The 15,307-nt window shown below is 34.7% G+C and carries 12 protein-coding genes; 5 read left to right on the top strand and 7 right to left on the bottom strand.

Features of this window, described 5'->3' with window-relative positions; all coding sequences use genetic code 11:
- Positions 1-17: 17 nt before the first annotated feature.
- The 3 genes from Q0871_RS16310 to Q0871_RS16300 all read left to right on the top strand — a co-directional run bounded on the left by Q0871_RS16310 (position 18) and on the right by Q0871_RS16300 (position 2,638).
- On the top strand, positions 18-464 hold the full coding sequence (locus Q0871_RS16310) for a hypothetical protein (RefSeq protein WP_133687347.1): 447 nt from the start codon (positions 18-20) through the stop codon (positions 462-464).
- Between the two features lie 10 nt (positions 465-474).
- On the top strand, positions 475-1,038 hold the full coding sequence (locus Q0871_RS16305; RefSeq protein WP_299325526.1) for a hypothetical protein: 564 nt from the start codon (positions 475-477) through the stop codon (positions 1,036-1,038).
- 169 nt (positions 1,039-1,207) lie between these two features.
- Positions 1,208-2,638: a M20 family peptidase gene (locus Q0871_RS16300; RefSeq protein ID WP_299325524.1), complete on the top strand. Its 1,431-nt coding sequence runs from the start codon at positions 1,208-1,210 to the stop codon at positions 2,636-2,638.
- A 30-nt stretch (positions 2,639-2,668) separates the two neighbouring features.
- Here the strand turns inward: Q0871_RS16300 and Q0871_RS16295 are convergent, their stop codons facing one another.
- The 5 genes from Q0871_RS16295 to Q0871_RS16275 all read right to left on the bottom strand — a co-directional run bounded on the left by Q0871_RS16295 (position 2,669) and on the right by Q0871_RS16275 (position 10,592).
- The gene (locus Q0871_RS16295) at positions 2,669-4,204 is read right to left on the bottom strand and encodes a YifB family Mg chelatase-like AAA ATPase (protein WP_299325522.1); all 1,536 of its coding nucleotides are present in this window, start codon (positions 4,202-4,204) and stop codon (positions 2,669-2,671) included.
- 2 nt (positions 4,205-4,206) lie between these two features.
- Complete coding sequence (locus Q0871_RS16290) at positions 4,207-6,600, bottom strand: penicillin acylase family protein (RefSeq protein WP_299325520.1); 2,394 nt, start codon at positions 6,598-6,600, stop codon at positions 4,207-4,209.
- Positions 6,601-6,707: 107 nt separating this feature from the next.
- The gene (locus Q0871_RS16285) at positions 6,708-8,672 is read right to left on the bottom strand and encodes a cytochrome c biogenesis protein CcdA (protein ID WP_299325518.1); all 1,965 of its coding nucleotides are present in this window, start codon (positions 8,670-8,672) and stop codon (positions 6,708-6,710) included.
- On the bottom strand, positions 8,669-9,979 hold the full coding sequence (gene tilS / locus Q0871_RS16280; protein WP_299325517.1) for a tRNA lysidine(34) synthetase TilS: 1,311 nt from the start codon (positions 9,977-9,979) through the stop codon (positions 8,669-8,671). Before tilS ends, Q0871_RS16285 begins: the two co-directional genes overlap by 4 nt.
- 76 nt (positions 9,980-10,055) lie before the next feature.
- Positions 10,056-10,592, bottom strand: a complete 537-nt coding sequence (locus Q0871_RS16275; protein ID WP_299325514.1) for an NADPH-dependent FMN reductase — start codon at positions 10,590-10,592, stop codon at positions 10,056-10,058.
- Between the two features lie 129 nt (positions 10,593-10,721).
- On the opposite strand from Q0871_RS16275, the gene Q0871_RS16270 reads away from it, so the two are divergent.
- A complete protein-coding gene (locus tag Q0871_RS16270; RefSeq protein WP_299325512.1) occupies positions 10,722-11,906 on the top strand; it encodes a heparan-alpha-glucosaminide N-acetyltransferase domain-containing protein in 1,185 nt (394 codons plus the stop codon).
- Positions 11,907-11,979: 73 nt separating this feature from the next.
- Here the strand turns inward: Q0871_RS16270 and lpdA are convergent, their stop codons facing one another.
- Positions 11,980-13,386, bottom strand: coding sequence for a dihydrolipoyl dehydrogenase (gene lpdA / locus Q0871_RS16265; protein WP_299325510.1), 1,407 nt, complete (start codon positions 13,384-13,386; stop codon positions 11,980-11,982).
- Between the two features lie 48 nt (positions 13,387-13,434).
- On the bottom strand, positions 13,435-13,893 hold the full coding sequence (locus Q0871_RS16260; RefSeq protein ID WP_299325508.1) for an Lrp/AsnC family transcriptional regulator: 459 nt from the start codon (positions 13,891-13,893) through the stop codon (positions 13,435-13,437).
- Positions 13,894-14,043: 150 nt separating this feature from the next.
- Between Q0871_RS16260 and Q0871_RS16255 the strand changes: the two genes are divergently transcribed.
- Complete coding sequence (locus Q0871_RS16255) at positions 14,044-15,264, top strand: aminotransferase class I/II-fold pyridoxal phosphate-dependent enzyme (protein ID WP_299325506.1); 1,221 nt, start codon at positions 14,044-14,046, stop codon at positions 15,262-15,264.
- Positions 15,265-15,307: the final 43 nt, after the last annotated feature.

Raw genomic sequence — 15,307 nt, 5'->3', positions numbered from 1 at the left:
TTAAACTTAACCTATTAATGATTTGCTTAGAATGTAACAAAGAACTCGGTTATTTAGACCACAAAAATGCAATGGAGAGTGCTGGCGTAGAGCTTTGCATGAAGCACCATGAACGTATTAAGTTATTGATTAATAAACACAATACACCTTTAGAAGCTATTCAGCTATATTATGCACTGAAAGAAGCTGGTGTAAACCCCATGTTAGAATGGTGGGATGGTAAAAAATCGATCGATATTGCTATTTCTCGTGTAAAACTTAATATTGAAATTGACTCTGAATATGACAAGCTGACCGAACACGAGGCTATCAACAATTTAGAAGAAGCGATGCACTCCTTTAAAAATGGATTTACAACCATTAGAATTCCGCATATCGTAGTACGGTATTACTTAAATGAGACCGTAAACAATATCATCGGAATAATGCAAGGTCTAAAAGCCAACATTAAAGTTATTAACTAAAAAACCAGATATGGAAAATTCTAAAAAAGCATTTAGAAATCCGATTAGAGCAGCAATAGCCACCCTTTTAATCGGTGTGGTAATGCGAATACTTCATTGGCCTTTTTCTGAAGGAATTATTTTCATGTCGTTTGCAGCGATTCTTATTTTGTACGGATTCCGCTTCTTAAAAAAAGAAGAAAAAAAGACCATTGATTTAATTAAAATGGCATTGGTACTTTTTTGGACGACCAACGGACTATTAACAATTTTAGATTTTACCCATACCTTATTTTTTCAAATCGGTACCGCATTCACCTTCATAGCATGGTTTGCGATGGAAGGCACCTCTTACTTTATGTCTAAAGACGATGGCGATAAGAATAGCACGACCGAAATTATATGGAATTTTGTTATGGTAATAGGTGTAATTACCCTTATCTGTGGTGGCCTAATGAAGTTATTAAGTTGGGATTACGCAATACCGACCCTTACACTTGGTCTTACCATTGTAACCAGTTACATACTTAAAGATATTTTTACAGCACCCAATAACAACGAAGACGATATTAATAATGAAGAGTTATATTCATAGCAACTAGAGCACTAATAACATCTAAAAAAATACACTTTAATCATAGAATTACTTAATAAAAAGATATCTATAATTAGAATTTAACAATAATTAAATCAATTCAATATCTATACAAATTAATTCATAATATTGCTGCTCTACCAAAACAATTGAGCACAATTAAAAAGTTATGAAAAAATTCATTTACGGTATATTATTAGTAATACTACTTCTACTTTGTATTTTATTATTATTTAATACTTTTTCATTAACCTCTAAACAGGTTTCTTCAGAACCAATAAAAGAATTGCCAATATCTGATAAGGTATTTACTAATCTTTCAAAAGCCATACAATACCCTACCATCTCTTATAGTGAAGATGCAATACCAGATTCAACAGCTTTTCATGGTTTTCATGATTTTTTAAAGGAAACATATCCACTTACTCATGAACACCTTACTCTAGAAAAAGTAAATGAATATAGTTTATTATATACCTGGAAAGGATCTGACAAAAACAAAAAACCTATAATTTTAATGTCGCATCAAGATGTTGTTCCCGTTGACGAACCTACACTGGGCGATTGGGAAGCAGGACCCTTTGATGGTGAAATTACAGACACCCACATCATAGGTAGAGGGGCATTAGACGATAAAGCATCCCTAATAGCACTAATGGAATCGGTAGAACAATTACTAAAAGAATCTTATACTCCTTCTAGAACTATATACCTTACTTTTGGTCACGATGAAGAAGTTGGCGGATCTAATGGCGCTGCAAAAATCGCTTCATTATTAAAAGAGCGTGGTGTTAAAGCTGCTATGACCATAGATGAGGGTGGTTTTTTAGCAGATGGTCTAATACCTGGAATTGACAATACAGTTGCAATATTAAATTTGGGAGAAAAAGGATTTGCTTCTTTTAAACTTACAGTAGAGACAAACGGTGGTCATAGCTCTGCCCCTCCAAAAGAAAATACTATTGGCATGCTAGCAAAAGCTATTGTTGAATTAGAAAACAATCAATTTCCTTACAAATTGGTAGAACCAGTTAATCATCAATTAGATTATTTAGGAGCAGAATTACCCTTTACAAAAAAAATTGCTTTTGCAAATCCATGGCTATTTAAAGGCCCAATTCTTGAAGCTTTAAACGCACATACTACAACCGCACCAACTATTATTGATGGTGGCCTAAAGAACAATGTAATACCAACAGTTGCTGAGGCAACTATTAATTTTAGAATTCTACCTGGAGAAAATATTGAGGGCGTTAAAAAACATATAGAAAATATCATAAGCGATAAGATAAAAGTAGAACCTGTGGGTTTCTTAACTAACCCTTCCCCTATTTCCTCTATAGAGTCTGAATCTTTTAAAACAATTGAAAAAACAATACGATCTGTTTTTCCTACATCTATTGTTGTTCCAGGATTAACAGGTGGCGGAACAGATGCCAGATACTTCTATGATGTCTCTGACGATGTTTATCGTTTTTATCCTATTCGCTTAAATCCAAAATCACTTACACGTTTTCATGGTATAGACGAAAAAATCAACAAAGAAAACTACAAGGAACTAATTCAATTTAGTTATCAACTAATTAAAAAATTTAATTGAGTTAAATTAAAACATCATAAACAAAAACAATTACCCCAACCAACCCTCTCTGTCGAGTGAACGGTATTGAATGGCCTCTGAAATATGATTACCGTTCAATGCCTGCTCACCGGCTAAATCAGCAATAGTTCTTGCTACTTTCAAAATTCTGTCATAGGCCCTAGCAGAAAGATTCAAACGCTCCATCGCATTTTTCAATAGCGCTTTAGACTTATCATCCAGCTTACAATATTCACGAATCTGTTTCGTATTCATTTGAGCATTATAGTGCACATTTTCCAATCCTTCGAATCTTGCTGTTTGTATTTCTCTACCTGCTGTTACACGCTTTCTAATTTCAACACTCCCCTCTCCTTTTCGTTCTTCGGATAGCTTTTCAAAAGGAACCGGAGTAACCTCTATATGAATATCGATTCGATCTAAAAGCGGGCCAGATATTTTACTTAAATACCGTTGCATTTCTGCAGGCGATGAAGTTACCGGAGCATCTGGGTCATTGAAATAACCACCCGGACTTGGATTCATACTAGCCACCAACATAAAACTACTTGGATAAGTTACCGTAAAACGAGCACGAGAAATAGTAACCTCTCTATCTTCTAACGGTTGGCGCATAACTTCTAACACACCGCGTTTAAATTCTGGCAATTCATCTAAGAATAACACACCGTTGTGAGAAAGGGAAATTTCACCAGGTTGCGGGTATGAACCACCACCTACTAAAGCGACATCTGATATTGTATGATGAGGACTTCTAAAAGGTCTTTGACTCATTAACCCCATATTCTTAATTTTACCAACTACACTATGTATTTTAGTAGTTTCCAAAGCCTCATGCAAAGTCATTGGTGGTAAAATAGAAGGTAACCGCTTTGCTAACATAGTCTTACCAGCACCTGGTGGTCCAATCAAGATTATATTATGTCCGCCTGCTGCTGCAATCTCCATACAGCGCTTAATACTTTCTTGTCCCTTTACATCAGAGAAATCAAATTCTGGAAAATCTAAACTCTTATAAAACTCTTCTCTGGTATCTATTATCGTTTGCTCAAGCGGAATACCTTGGTCAAAGAAGTCTAAAACTTGCTTGATATTATCTATGCCGTACACTTTCAAATCTCCAACAATAGCAGCTTCTTTTGCATTTGCAGTTGGCAAAATGAAACCGGTAAATCCTTCTTGCTGTGCTTTTATTGCAATAGGCAATGCTCCCGTTATAGGCTGCAAACTACCATCTAAAGACAGCTCACCCATGATGATATATTTTTCAATATCCTCAGATTTAATTTGACTTGATGCCGCTAAAATTCCTATAGCCAAGGTAAGGTCATAAGCAGAACCTTCTTTACGAAGATCTGCAGGCGCCATATTTATGGTGATTTTTTTACCTGGAATTTTATAACCGTTGTTCTGTAATGCAGCTGCTATTCTATAATTACTTTCTTTAATAGCATTGTCCGGCAGCCCTACTAAATGATAACCGATTCCCTTATCGATATTTACTTCAACAATTATTGTTGTGGCCTCTACACCAAACACTGCACTCCCATAAACTTTTGTAAGCATTTTTAATCCTTTGGCTTAAATGTAAGGATTTCTTTACTCTTTTGAATTTCAGCTGTATTCATCAACATTTTACGGAACTCTCCATTAACGTACATTTCCGCTTGATCTCTGTAGTGTTTACTAAACGGGTTACCAGATTGTCCCGTAGGCAAAATACTAATGCTATTCTCTACATCAGAGAAATCTACAAGTCTTCTAGTAGAAGGACCTACATTAGTTTTGTAAAAACCTGTTCTATCGTACGAAAATGCCAAGTTGTTTATTACCTCTCTTGTACCATTTACGGGAAATGGACCAACATTAAAAAAGGAACGTAAGGCTGCTATTTGACCAATAGGATGGGGATGTTCAATACTATGCACTCTCTCCCATTGCCAATAATCCATATCATTACCAAAATCTTTTTCTAAAGAAAATACAGCCTCCATAAAAGACATATTTACTATATCTGCCATGGTTTCTTGAACATCGGCAGTATTAACATTATCTAACCAAACTGACTCCTCGTCTTTAGATAATGGTGCTATTAATCTTTTTGTAAAATGGGTTCCTAAAAACTGATTAAACAACTCCGTTTCCAATTCATCTTCAAAAGTATTCTCTAAAAAGTAATACACCCATCTGTTATAAATGGTAGCCTCTATTGATGAAAGTTCATAGTCACCTTTCCACATTTTTAAACTGTCGATAGCTTTTAATCCGTTTTCACTCAATAATGATACATCTAAATATTTAGATAAATTGGTTACAATTTCTGGGTCTACAGCAGAAATAACATCTGTAATCATTTCACTTGCAGTATTTAAATCCCAATCATTCTTAGGTTCTAATAACTGCACTATTCGTTTTCCCCTGTTTTCAGGTAGGTAGTAACCTGGGTATAACATACCTGCAATAGAATCTGGTTGATTGTTGGCTGAGTATACATAATTATTAGGCGGATTTATTGCCTGCGGATTCTCATTAAAACCAATAAATTCTTTTTCTACCGGAAGTCCTTCTCCTACTTCAAAAATCAATTTTGTATTTATTGAATCAGGAATTTTATAAAGCTGAGCTGTGGCAAACCACGCTACATTGCCGTCGTCATCTCCGTACATGATATTTAAACCTGGCGCATGAATTTTTGGTAAAGCAGCCTTAAACTCCGTAAGATTATTAGAATGGCTTAAACCGAATAAAGCATCTATAACTTTATTATCCATTTGAGTATATAACCATGACATGGCAATTGGTCGTTCGCCTTGCACCTGATCTGCAATTCCGTTCAAAATTGGTCCGTGGTTCGATTTTTTATACGAAAACTCAACTTCAGATGAATCTTTTACTTTGAACTTCTTTGTAATAATCTCATAATCTACATACCCATTTTCAGATAAGTATTGATTCTCATTTTCAGGATTGTTCTGCTCGTAATAGAAATCAACATCATCGTTCTCGAACATGGTAATACCGTAGGCCACTTTTCTATTATGCCCTAAAAGTGGAAATGGTATACCTGCTATATGATATCCGTACTTTGAGTATGTTGGGGTTTCAATATGAGCTTCAAACCAAACAGATGGCTGAGAAAAACCAATGTGAGGATCATTAGCTAAAATCACCTTGCCATTCTTCGTTTTTTCAGGTGCAATTACCCAGCTATTACTCCCTTCAAATAACGGAATATCTAATACTCCTAATGCTTTATTGACAGCTGTTGTTAGGTTATTCTGAATAGAGTCTGACTGCGATGGGTTATAATTCTTTATCCACTCTGTTTCTGTACTTGAGCCAACATATAAATCATTCAAGTATTCAGTTCCTAGTTTGGTGTTTATGGTAGTCAAAAGAGGATCTGTCTTGTGAGCCATTGCAAAACTAAAAGCCATATAGCCAATAGTATTGTAGATATCTTCTAAAACAAATTCTTTCTTTTCAATACCGGTAAGATAAAACTCAACAGGTGTTGGTCCTTCATTTATAAATTGATTAATACCATCTAAGTATGCTTTTGACAAAATAACTCCGGCATCACTATCATTAACATTAGAGGCTGATATTTTAGAAGCATCTGCTATACCAAGTGATAAAAAGAATTTATCTGTTCCAATTAAATCGGCACCAAAAACTTCAGATAAGCCACCACTGGCAATTCTTCGTAACAGCTCCATTTGCCATAGGCGATCCTGAGCATGAACATAGCCTAAAGTTCTAAAAGCATCTTTTTCATTTTCACCGTAAAGGTGTGGAATACCGTATTGATCGTAGTACACGGTAACTTCTTTTTGAAGGTCTATTAATTCCTTTTCACCAGAATAATCTGGTTTTAAAGTATACGCAAATACTCCGATAACAATGATCAGAAGGGTAACAATAACCAACAGGAGTGCTCCTATTTTTTTTAATGTTTTCATAGTTTAGTTTGGGGAAACGTTCCCAAGTTAAAACTATTTTTTACAATAAACTCTTCGTAGCTCTGCTTTTTATTGACAAGTAGTCAACACCCTACAAAACTTATCAATCAATTATTATTTTTTAAACCTTCTAACAACCAATTTTTATAGGTTGGTACATCTGAATTTTGAATAGATGTATTTAGTACTTTCAAATCTGGCGAAAGCAAAACATAAAATGGCTGAGAAATAGAGCTGAAGTTTACATCTTGAAAGGTCCCCCACTTTTGGGCAATGTTATTAATTTCTTTAACCCGACCGCTATCATACTGAAAATTGAATTGTTCAGCTTCAGGCAATTCTTCTCGGTCGTCGGTATATAAAGAAATGAGCACATAATTATCCTTTATAATCGGAAATACTTCTGCATCGCTCCAAACATTCTCTTCCATCTTTCTACAGTTGACACAAGCCCAACCCGTAAAATCTAATAGAATAGGTTTGTTCACTTCTTTCGCATACGCAAGACCCTCATCAAAATCTTTAAAGCAATCAATACCTAAGGGACAATCGGTTTCTTGTTCAAAAACGCTGTAAAACTCTGGCGGCGGAAAGCCGCTTAACAATTTTAGGTTCGTAATATTAGTCACTCCCAATATCATATAAATTGTAAAAGCTGCACTGATAAAGGCAGCAACTTTTCTACCAAGAGACAACTTTTTAATAGGACCATCATGCGGGAATTTATATAATCCGAATAAATACAATGTCATTGCTATTCCTAAAACAATCCAAATTCCTAAAAATACTTCTCGCTTTAAAATTCCCCAATGGCCTACTAAATCTGCGTTCGACAAGAATTTTAGCGCTAAACCAATTTCTAAGAAGCCTAATACAACTTTAACCGTGGTCATCCATCCCCCAGATTTTGGAAGTGAATTTAACCATGCCGGGAATAAAGCAAATAATGCAAAAGGCAATGCCAATGCAACACCAAAACCTGTCATACCAGCGGTAAGATTCGTAGCAACTTCACCTTCTGCCAATGTGGTACCACCTAATAATCCGCCTAAAATAGGACCTGTACATGAGAAGGACACAATAGCCAGTGTAACGGCCATAAAAAAGATACCTAACACTCCGCCAACCTTAGACGATGCATCATCCATTTTATTTGCCCATGAGTTTGGTAACGTCAATTCATAGTATCCAAAAAATGAAAAAGCGAAGAATATAAATATCACGAAGAATAATAAATTCAACCAAACATTAGTAGCGATAGAATTTAGAATTTGAGAATCTACAGAATCGAACAAATGAAATGGCAAACTCAATAAAAAGTAGATTAGAATAATAAAGAAACCATAAAGCAATGCATTTACGATTCCTTTCGATTTATTCTTAGAGTGCTTGGTAAAGAATGATACTGTTAGGGGAATCATTGGAAACACACAAGGTGTCAATAAAGCTATTAATCCACCAAGAAAACCTAATCCGAAAATTACCCAAATATTAGTAGTCTCTGCAATGTTATCTTGACCCTGAGTTAGCAGTTCTCTATTCTTTAAATCTAATCTTAACTCTTGCCCTAAAGCCAAACTTCTATCATCAACAGTCGCTACAATTGCTTCAGCTGCAGAACCATCTAAGGTAAAGATGAACTTTTTATCAATAGGGATACAAACTTCTTCACATACTTGAAAAAACAAGTCAACATCAATTTGATTTATTGCTGGGTCTACTATTTTAATACGCTGTGTAAAGGTTGCATCTTCTTTAAAATAGGTTTCTTCAACTTCAAAAATCTCACTATATTTTTTTATAGTCTCACTCTCTTCTGTACCATCAATAAGTTCATATAAAGTACCGTTGCCATTATAAGTAAACTCGCTTGGCAAGGAGCCGAATTCAGATGTAAATTGAGAATACATGTGCCAACCATCTAAGATTTTGGCTTGCATTACCAGCTCATATTCCGATTCAGATATTTTATTAATCTGCTGCTCCCAAACTACGGGCTCATCTTCTGTTTGTGCAAAAACACCCAACGGTAACACAACAATAAATAGTAATAATGCAAAAAATCTAATCATGTAAATTCTATTTTTATAATATCTTGAGCAGTATCTTCAACTATAAAACGATGGTCTGCACGCATACCAATAACCCAAACAATTTGCCCTTCTGAGCATAACAACCAAGTTTCTTCTTTAGACAAGACATCTACTTTTTCGTCTTTAAAAAATTTTGACAATTTCTTTTTCCGGTTTAAACCTATCGGATAAAAATAGTCGCCAGTTTTCCATTTTCTTACCGTCAGCGGATACTTTAATGTACTCTTTTGTACAAAGATTACATTATCAGTATTATTATAACGTTCAGGTACCACCGAAAATTTCAAGTTTAACGGAAGGTTCAAAGGTACTTCTTCTTCCGTAATCAGATACTCCTGAGTATTCAATTTACTTTCCACGTTTGAAGTTAAAATCAATACATCACGATTTTTAACTAGTACATTAGTACTAGAAGACAATTGCTTACCCGAAAGTCCGTCTAACAATACTTCAAGATTATCCATTTCTTTAAATCCATAAGCCCTAAACAAGCCATGTAAATAAGTTGAAAGCGGATGTAATTCTTTTAATTTTTTAATTTCAATTTCAAACTTATCGCCTTTATCAACAAAAAGATCTTTCTTTAATTTCTCAAAGTATGCCGAAGCAATAGTTTCGGTTTGCTTTAAATAATCTAGCGTATTTTTAAAATTATCTGAAAAAGTAGGATGTAATTCATTCAACTTCGGAATAATCTCTAATCGAATTTTGTTACGTAAATATTTTGCATCGGCATTACTGCCATCTTCACGCCATTCCATTTTTTCTACCTGTGCAAAAGATTCCAGTTCTTGCCTTGTAAAAGGCAACAAAGGTCTTCGTATATCATTTATTTTAGCAGGTATACCTGTTAAGCCATCAATACCTGTACCTCGGGATAAATTGATTATAAAAGTTTCTAAATTATCGTTGGCATGATGAGCAGTTAATAGATAAGTACCCTTATTTTCTTTTAGTAATTGATCGAACCAAGCATAACGAAGTTCACGGGCCGCCATTTGTACAGAAACTTTTTGCTGATGTACATAACTAAGAGTATCAAACTGGGTTACAAAGACCTCTTTTTCTATTTTTTGGGCATAATCACGTACAAAAGCCTCATCGCCGTCGCTAGCTTTGCCACGCAATCTAAAATTACAATGTGCTATAGAAAATTTCAAATTGGCTTGATGACAAAGCTCCACAAGCGCAGTACTATCTAGACCGCCACTACATGCAATGATGAAGTGAGTATCTAACAATTCTGGAAAAAAATTTTCAATATGATTTTTGAATGCCTCTAACACGCAATAAAGGTAAGAAAGTCCCCTAGTTTAATAGGGAAGCCTAAGGTTTATTTAACTTATGCTCTTTTTTATAATTTTAAGAAATAGACTTTACAAAAGAAGCTACTTTAGCAGCATGAATTTCAGCCAATTCAGCATTAGTAATTCCTTTTAATTCATCAAAATTCTCGTTATAATGAGGTAATGAAAAAGATTCAACTACGACACCCTGAAATCTAGCGATCATTTTTTCTGCCACCTCTAAAGCGCCAATAGCACCTCGACCACCGTTTGAGGTTGCCATCAATAAAATCTTCTTATCGGCAAAAAACTTAGAATCTAGTCGAGATAACCAATCCATAGTATTCTTAAAGTATGCAGATGGGTAACTATTATGTTCATTTACAGCAATAATCAATCCTTTAGAATTGGCTATTTCGTTATTGAATTCCATCAAAGAATTAGAGAATCCGTTTTCATTTTCTGCATCTTGACTATACATTGGAAATGGATATTTAGAAAGGTCTCTCAACCTCACTTCTTGCCCTTTTACTAATGTAGCTGTATACTTAACCAATTTATAATTAATGGAAACTGAAGAATTACTACCTGCAAATGCTAAAACATAACTCATAGACCTATTTTAATGTGTGATTGCTAATTTAATTGAATTACTACAAACCTTAGTTATATTTTATCTAATTTTGTCGCTTTAAACATCCAAACATACTGTTTTATAAGTATATAGGATATAATTGTGATAATGAGCAACTCTAAGTCCAGATTGTTTTTTTTAGACGCCATTAGGGCGTGGGCTATCTTAATGATGCTACAGGGTCATTTTATTGATGGTCTTCTTGATAATGCCTTTAGAGACAACTCTAATATGTTGTTTAATACCTGGAAATATTTTAGAGGAATTACTGCACCAGTATTCTTTACCGTATCAGGATTCATTTTTACATTTTTATTAATAAGATCTAAGCAAACCGGCTGGGCGAACCCACGAGTTAAAAAGGGAATTAAACGCGGATTTGAATTATTGGTCATCGCATACCTTTTACGAATGAATCTTTTTGGCTTGATCAAAGGTGAAATATATGATTCTTTCTATTTGGTAGATGTCCTACACTGCATTGGTCTTTCGTTATTATTTATAATTGGTTTCTATATCTTAACTTTTGCTAAGCAAAAATGGATTTTTCCAACAATTTTGGTATCCACTACCCTAGCATTGTTCATTTTTGAACCTATGTATAAAGCATCTAGTTTTGAGTTTCTACCTCAAGTATTCGCAAATTACTTAACCAAAGCCAATGGATCTGTTTTTACCATTATACCATGGTTGGGCTACGCTACTATTGGTAGTTTTATGTCCGTTTTATTTTCTAAATATCAAGACAGTAAAAATTTATACAATTTCATTATACCAACTTATGTTGCAACGGGATTGACTTTGATATTTCTTTCTTCAGATTTTTTCCTATCGGTTTATGATGTTACGGGTATCCAATTTTTTCAAGCTATAAATGACAACAACTACTTATTCATTCGTTTGGGAGATGTTCTAATTGTTTTCTCCATATTCATTTTGCTAAGAAAATTTTTAATGAATACAACATGGTTAAGAATAGGTCAAAGTACCTTATCAATCTATATTATTCATTTCATTATTTTATATGGCAGTTTTACTGGTGTAGGTCTGTATCGTTTTTTTCATCATTCATTGAATCCGTACTTGGTGGTACCTGGCGCAATTTTATTTATGATTTCGAGCACCTATTTAGCTTTAAAATATGAAGACCATAAAGCGGAATTAAAAATAAACGTACGTTCAATATTATCGGCTACAAGAATTTACTTAGAGCAGTTTGCAATTATCGCTTTTGAAGTTTTGAGAACAGCTACAGAAAAGGTATTACGTGTTCTAGGTCTAATTAAAAACTAAGTTCACATTTTACTAAAAAACAAAAAAAGGCAGCCAATTGGCTGCCTTTTTTATATCAAAAAATTTATTCTGATTAAACATGCAATGCACGATCATCTGTAGCCGCTAACGCCGCTTCTTTGACCGCTTCTGCATATGTTGGGTGAGCATGGCTCATTCTAGAAATATCTTCAGCAGACGCTCTAAACTCCATCGCAGTTACTGCTTCAGCAATTAAATCTGCACAACGAGCACCAACCATATGCACACCTAAAACTTCATCTGTCTTTTTATCCGCTAGGATCTTTACAAATCCGTCAGTATCCATACTTGCCCTAGCACGACCTAATGCACGCATTGGAAATTGACCTACCTTATACTCTACTCCTGCTTCCTTCAGCTCCTCTTCTGTTTTACCAACAGCTGCAACCTCTGGCCATGTATATACTACACCAGGTATTAAGTTATAATCGATATGTGGTTTTTGACCTGCTAATATTTCAGCAACCAAAGTACCTTCTTCTTCAGCTTTATGAGCCAACATAGCACCTTTAATTACATCACCGATAGCATATATATTATCGACACTTGTTTTCAAATGCTCATCAACAATTACTTTACCTCTTTCGTCAAGCTTTACACCTGCAGCATCAGCATTCAATCCGTCAGTATATGGTTTTCTACCTACAGCAACTAAACAATAATCACCTTCAAAAACAACTTCCTCTCCTTTTTTGTTATCAGCCTTAACGATCACCTGACCGCCTTTTCTTTCAACCGACTTTACTTTGTGCGATAATGCAAATTTTACTTTTTGCTTTTTCAACACCTTAGTCAACTCCTTAGAAAGCGCAGCATCCATACCAGGAATAATACGATCCATAAACTCAACTACAGTAACATCTGCACCAAGTCTTTTGTAAACCTGTCCTAATTCTAAACCAATTACTCCACCACCAATAACAATCATGTGTTTTGGTATCTCTTTAAGCTCTAAAGCTTCTGTAGAGGTAATGATACGTTCTTTGTCTAATTTTATAAAAGGTAAAGTAGATGGTTTAGAACCTGTAGCAATAATAATATTTTTGGCTTCTATTTCTTCTGTTTTACCATCGTTCTTTTTGATGTTCAAATGCGTAGCGTCCTTAAAGCTACCTAAGCCTTCATAAACGGTAATCTTATTCTTGTCCATCAAGAACTCAATTCCCTTAGTTGTTTGATCAACAACACCTTGCTTACGAGCAATCATTTTTTCCAAGTTCACTTTAATCTCACCAGGAATTTCAATACCATGCTCTTCAAAATGTTTAGTTGCATCCTCGTAATGATGAGAAGAATCTAACATCGCCTTAGAAGGAATACACCCAACATTTAAACATGTTCCGCCTAGGGTGGAATATTTTTCAATTATTGCTGTTTTCATTCCTAATTGAGCACAACGTATTGCTGCTACGTATCCTCCAGGTCCTGAGCCTATAATGGCTACATCATATTGATTCATAAAATTTTAGTTTTCTAATGTCCTACAAAATTAATACTATTTTTAGTTTTAAAGGGGTATAGCCGTAGAATGCTTTACCTCTTTTATGGTAAAAGAGCTTTGAGTACTACCAATATGATTCATGGTCGTCAATTTATTGACCATGAAATTTCGGTATGCATCCATATCTTGAACGTGAATTTTCAATAAATAATCATAATCTCCACTTAAATGATGACATTCTACCACCTCTTGTAAACGCATAACTTGAGCTTCAAATTGTGCTATATTATCCTTTACATGTTGTACAAGTTTTACATGACAAAACACCGTAAAGTTCCTATCTAAAATAGCTTTATCGACCAAAGCTACGTAACTCCTAATGGCACCAACTCTTTCTAATCTTTTTATACGTTCGTAAATAGCAGTTGTAGAGAGTCCTAGTTTTAAAGCATATTCTTTAGTCGTCTTTTTACTATCTGCCTGCAGTAACTCTAAAAGACTATTATCTATTTGGTCTAGTTTCATAATGAATATAATTCTGTCTAGTTGTTATAAAACACACAATAATAGATTAAAAATCTATTATAAATTTAAATATAGTTTTAAAAACTAATAAAACAACTTCATATTGACAATTTTACACTCAAACGGTATTTTTACTGAAAAAAATAACCCATGAGCCACAAAAACAGCAATGACTTACAAGACCTACAATACTTCGGAGAATATGGCGGAGTAAATCCTTCAATTTCCGATTCATCAACTTATACCTTTATATCGGCAAAAACAATGTTCGATACATTTGAAGGAAATACTGAGGGTTGTTATTTGTATAGCAGACATTCTTCACCTTCTAATTTATATTTAGGCGAGGCACTAGCAGCTTTAGAAGGCACCGAGAGTGCAAATGTAACCGCTAGCGGTATGGGCGCTATTACAGCTGTTATTTTACAATTATGTAATGCTGGCGACCATATTATCAGTAGCAGAACTATTTATGGCGGCACGTATGCGTTCATGAAAAACTTCTTGATCAAATTCGGAATTAAAACTACCTTCCTAGACATTACAAATCTTGATGCCGTAGCAGCAGCTATTACACCAAAGACTAAAATGATATACTGCGAAAGTGTAAGTAATCCGCTTTTAGAGGTTGCCGATATATCTGCACTCTCACGCATTAGCAAAAAAAATGAATTGCCACTAATAGTTGACAATACTTTTTCTCCATTAACCGTTTCACCAGCAAAATTAGGAGCGGACATCGTTATTCATAGTCTTACAAAATTCATTAACGGAACTAGCGATTGCGTTGCAGGTGTTGTTTGTGGTACTACAGATTTCTGCCTTAGCCTTAAAGATGTAAATAATGGTGCAGGAATGCTTTTAGGCAGCACTCTAGATAGTATGCGTGCAGCTTCGATTTTGAAGAACATGCGTACGTTACATATTCGTATGAAAAAGCATAGTGAAAATGCACAATTCTTAGCTGAGAATTTTGAAAAAGACGGATTAAGAGTTGTATATCCAGGACTTCCCTCTCACCCAGGGCATTTGATTATGGAAGATCAAATGAATCCGGAATACGGATATGGAGGATTAATTACAATGGATGTAGGTACTTTAGAAAATGCCAATGCACTGATGGAATTAATGCAAGAAAGAAAATTAGGCTATTTAGCAGTAAGCCTTGGGTTTTACAAGACATTATTCAGCGCACCCGGAAGTTCGACATCTTCTGAAATTCCGTTAGAGGAACAAGAAGAAATGGGACTTGGAAACGGTTTAATTCGATTTTCAATTGGATTAGACGATGATATTCAAAGAACCTATACCTTAATGAGAGAATGTCTTGAAGACCTTAATATACTGGATGTCAAAAGCATAAATGTATAATCTTTCAATTCTATAATAGGTTTGCACATCAGTAACAGAAATC

The organism is uncultured Maribacter sp. (assembly GCF_947500985.1).
Taxonomy (GTDB): domain Bacteria; phylum Bacteroidota; class Bacteroidia; order Flavobacteriales; family Flavobacteriaceae; genus Maribacter.
Note: the sequence above shows the minus strand (reverse complement) of the source record. Positions and strands in the feature narration are given on the sequence as shown.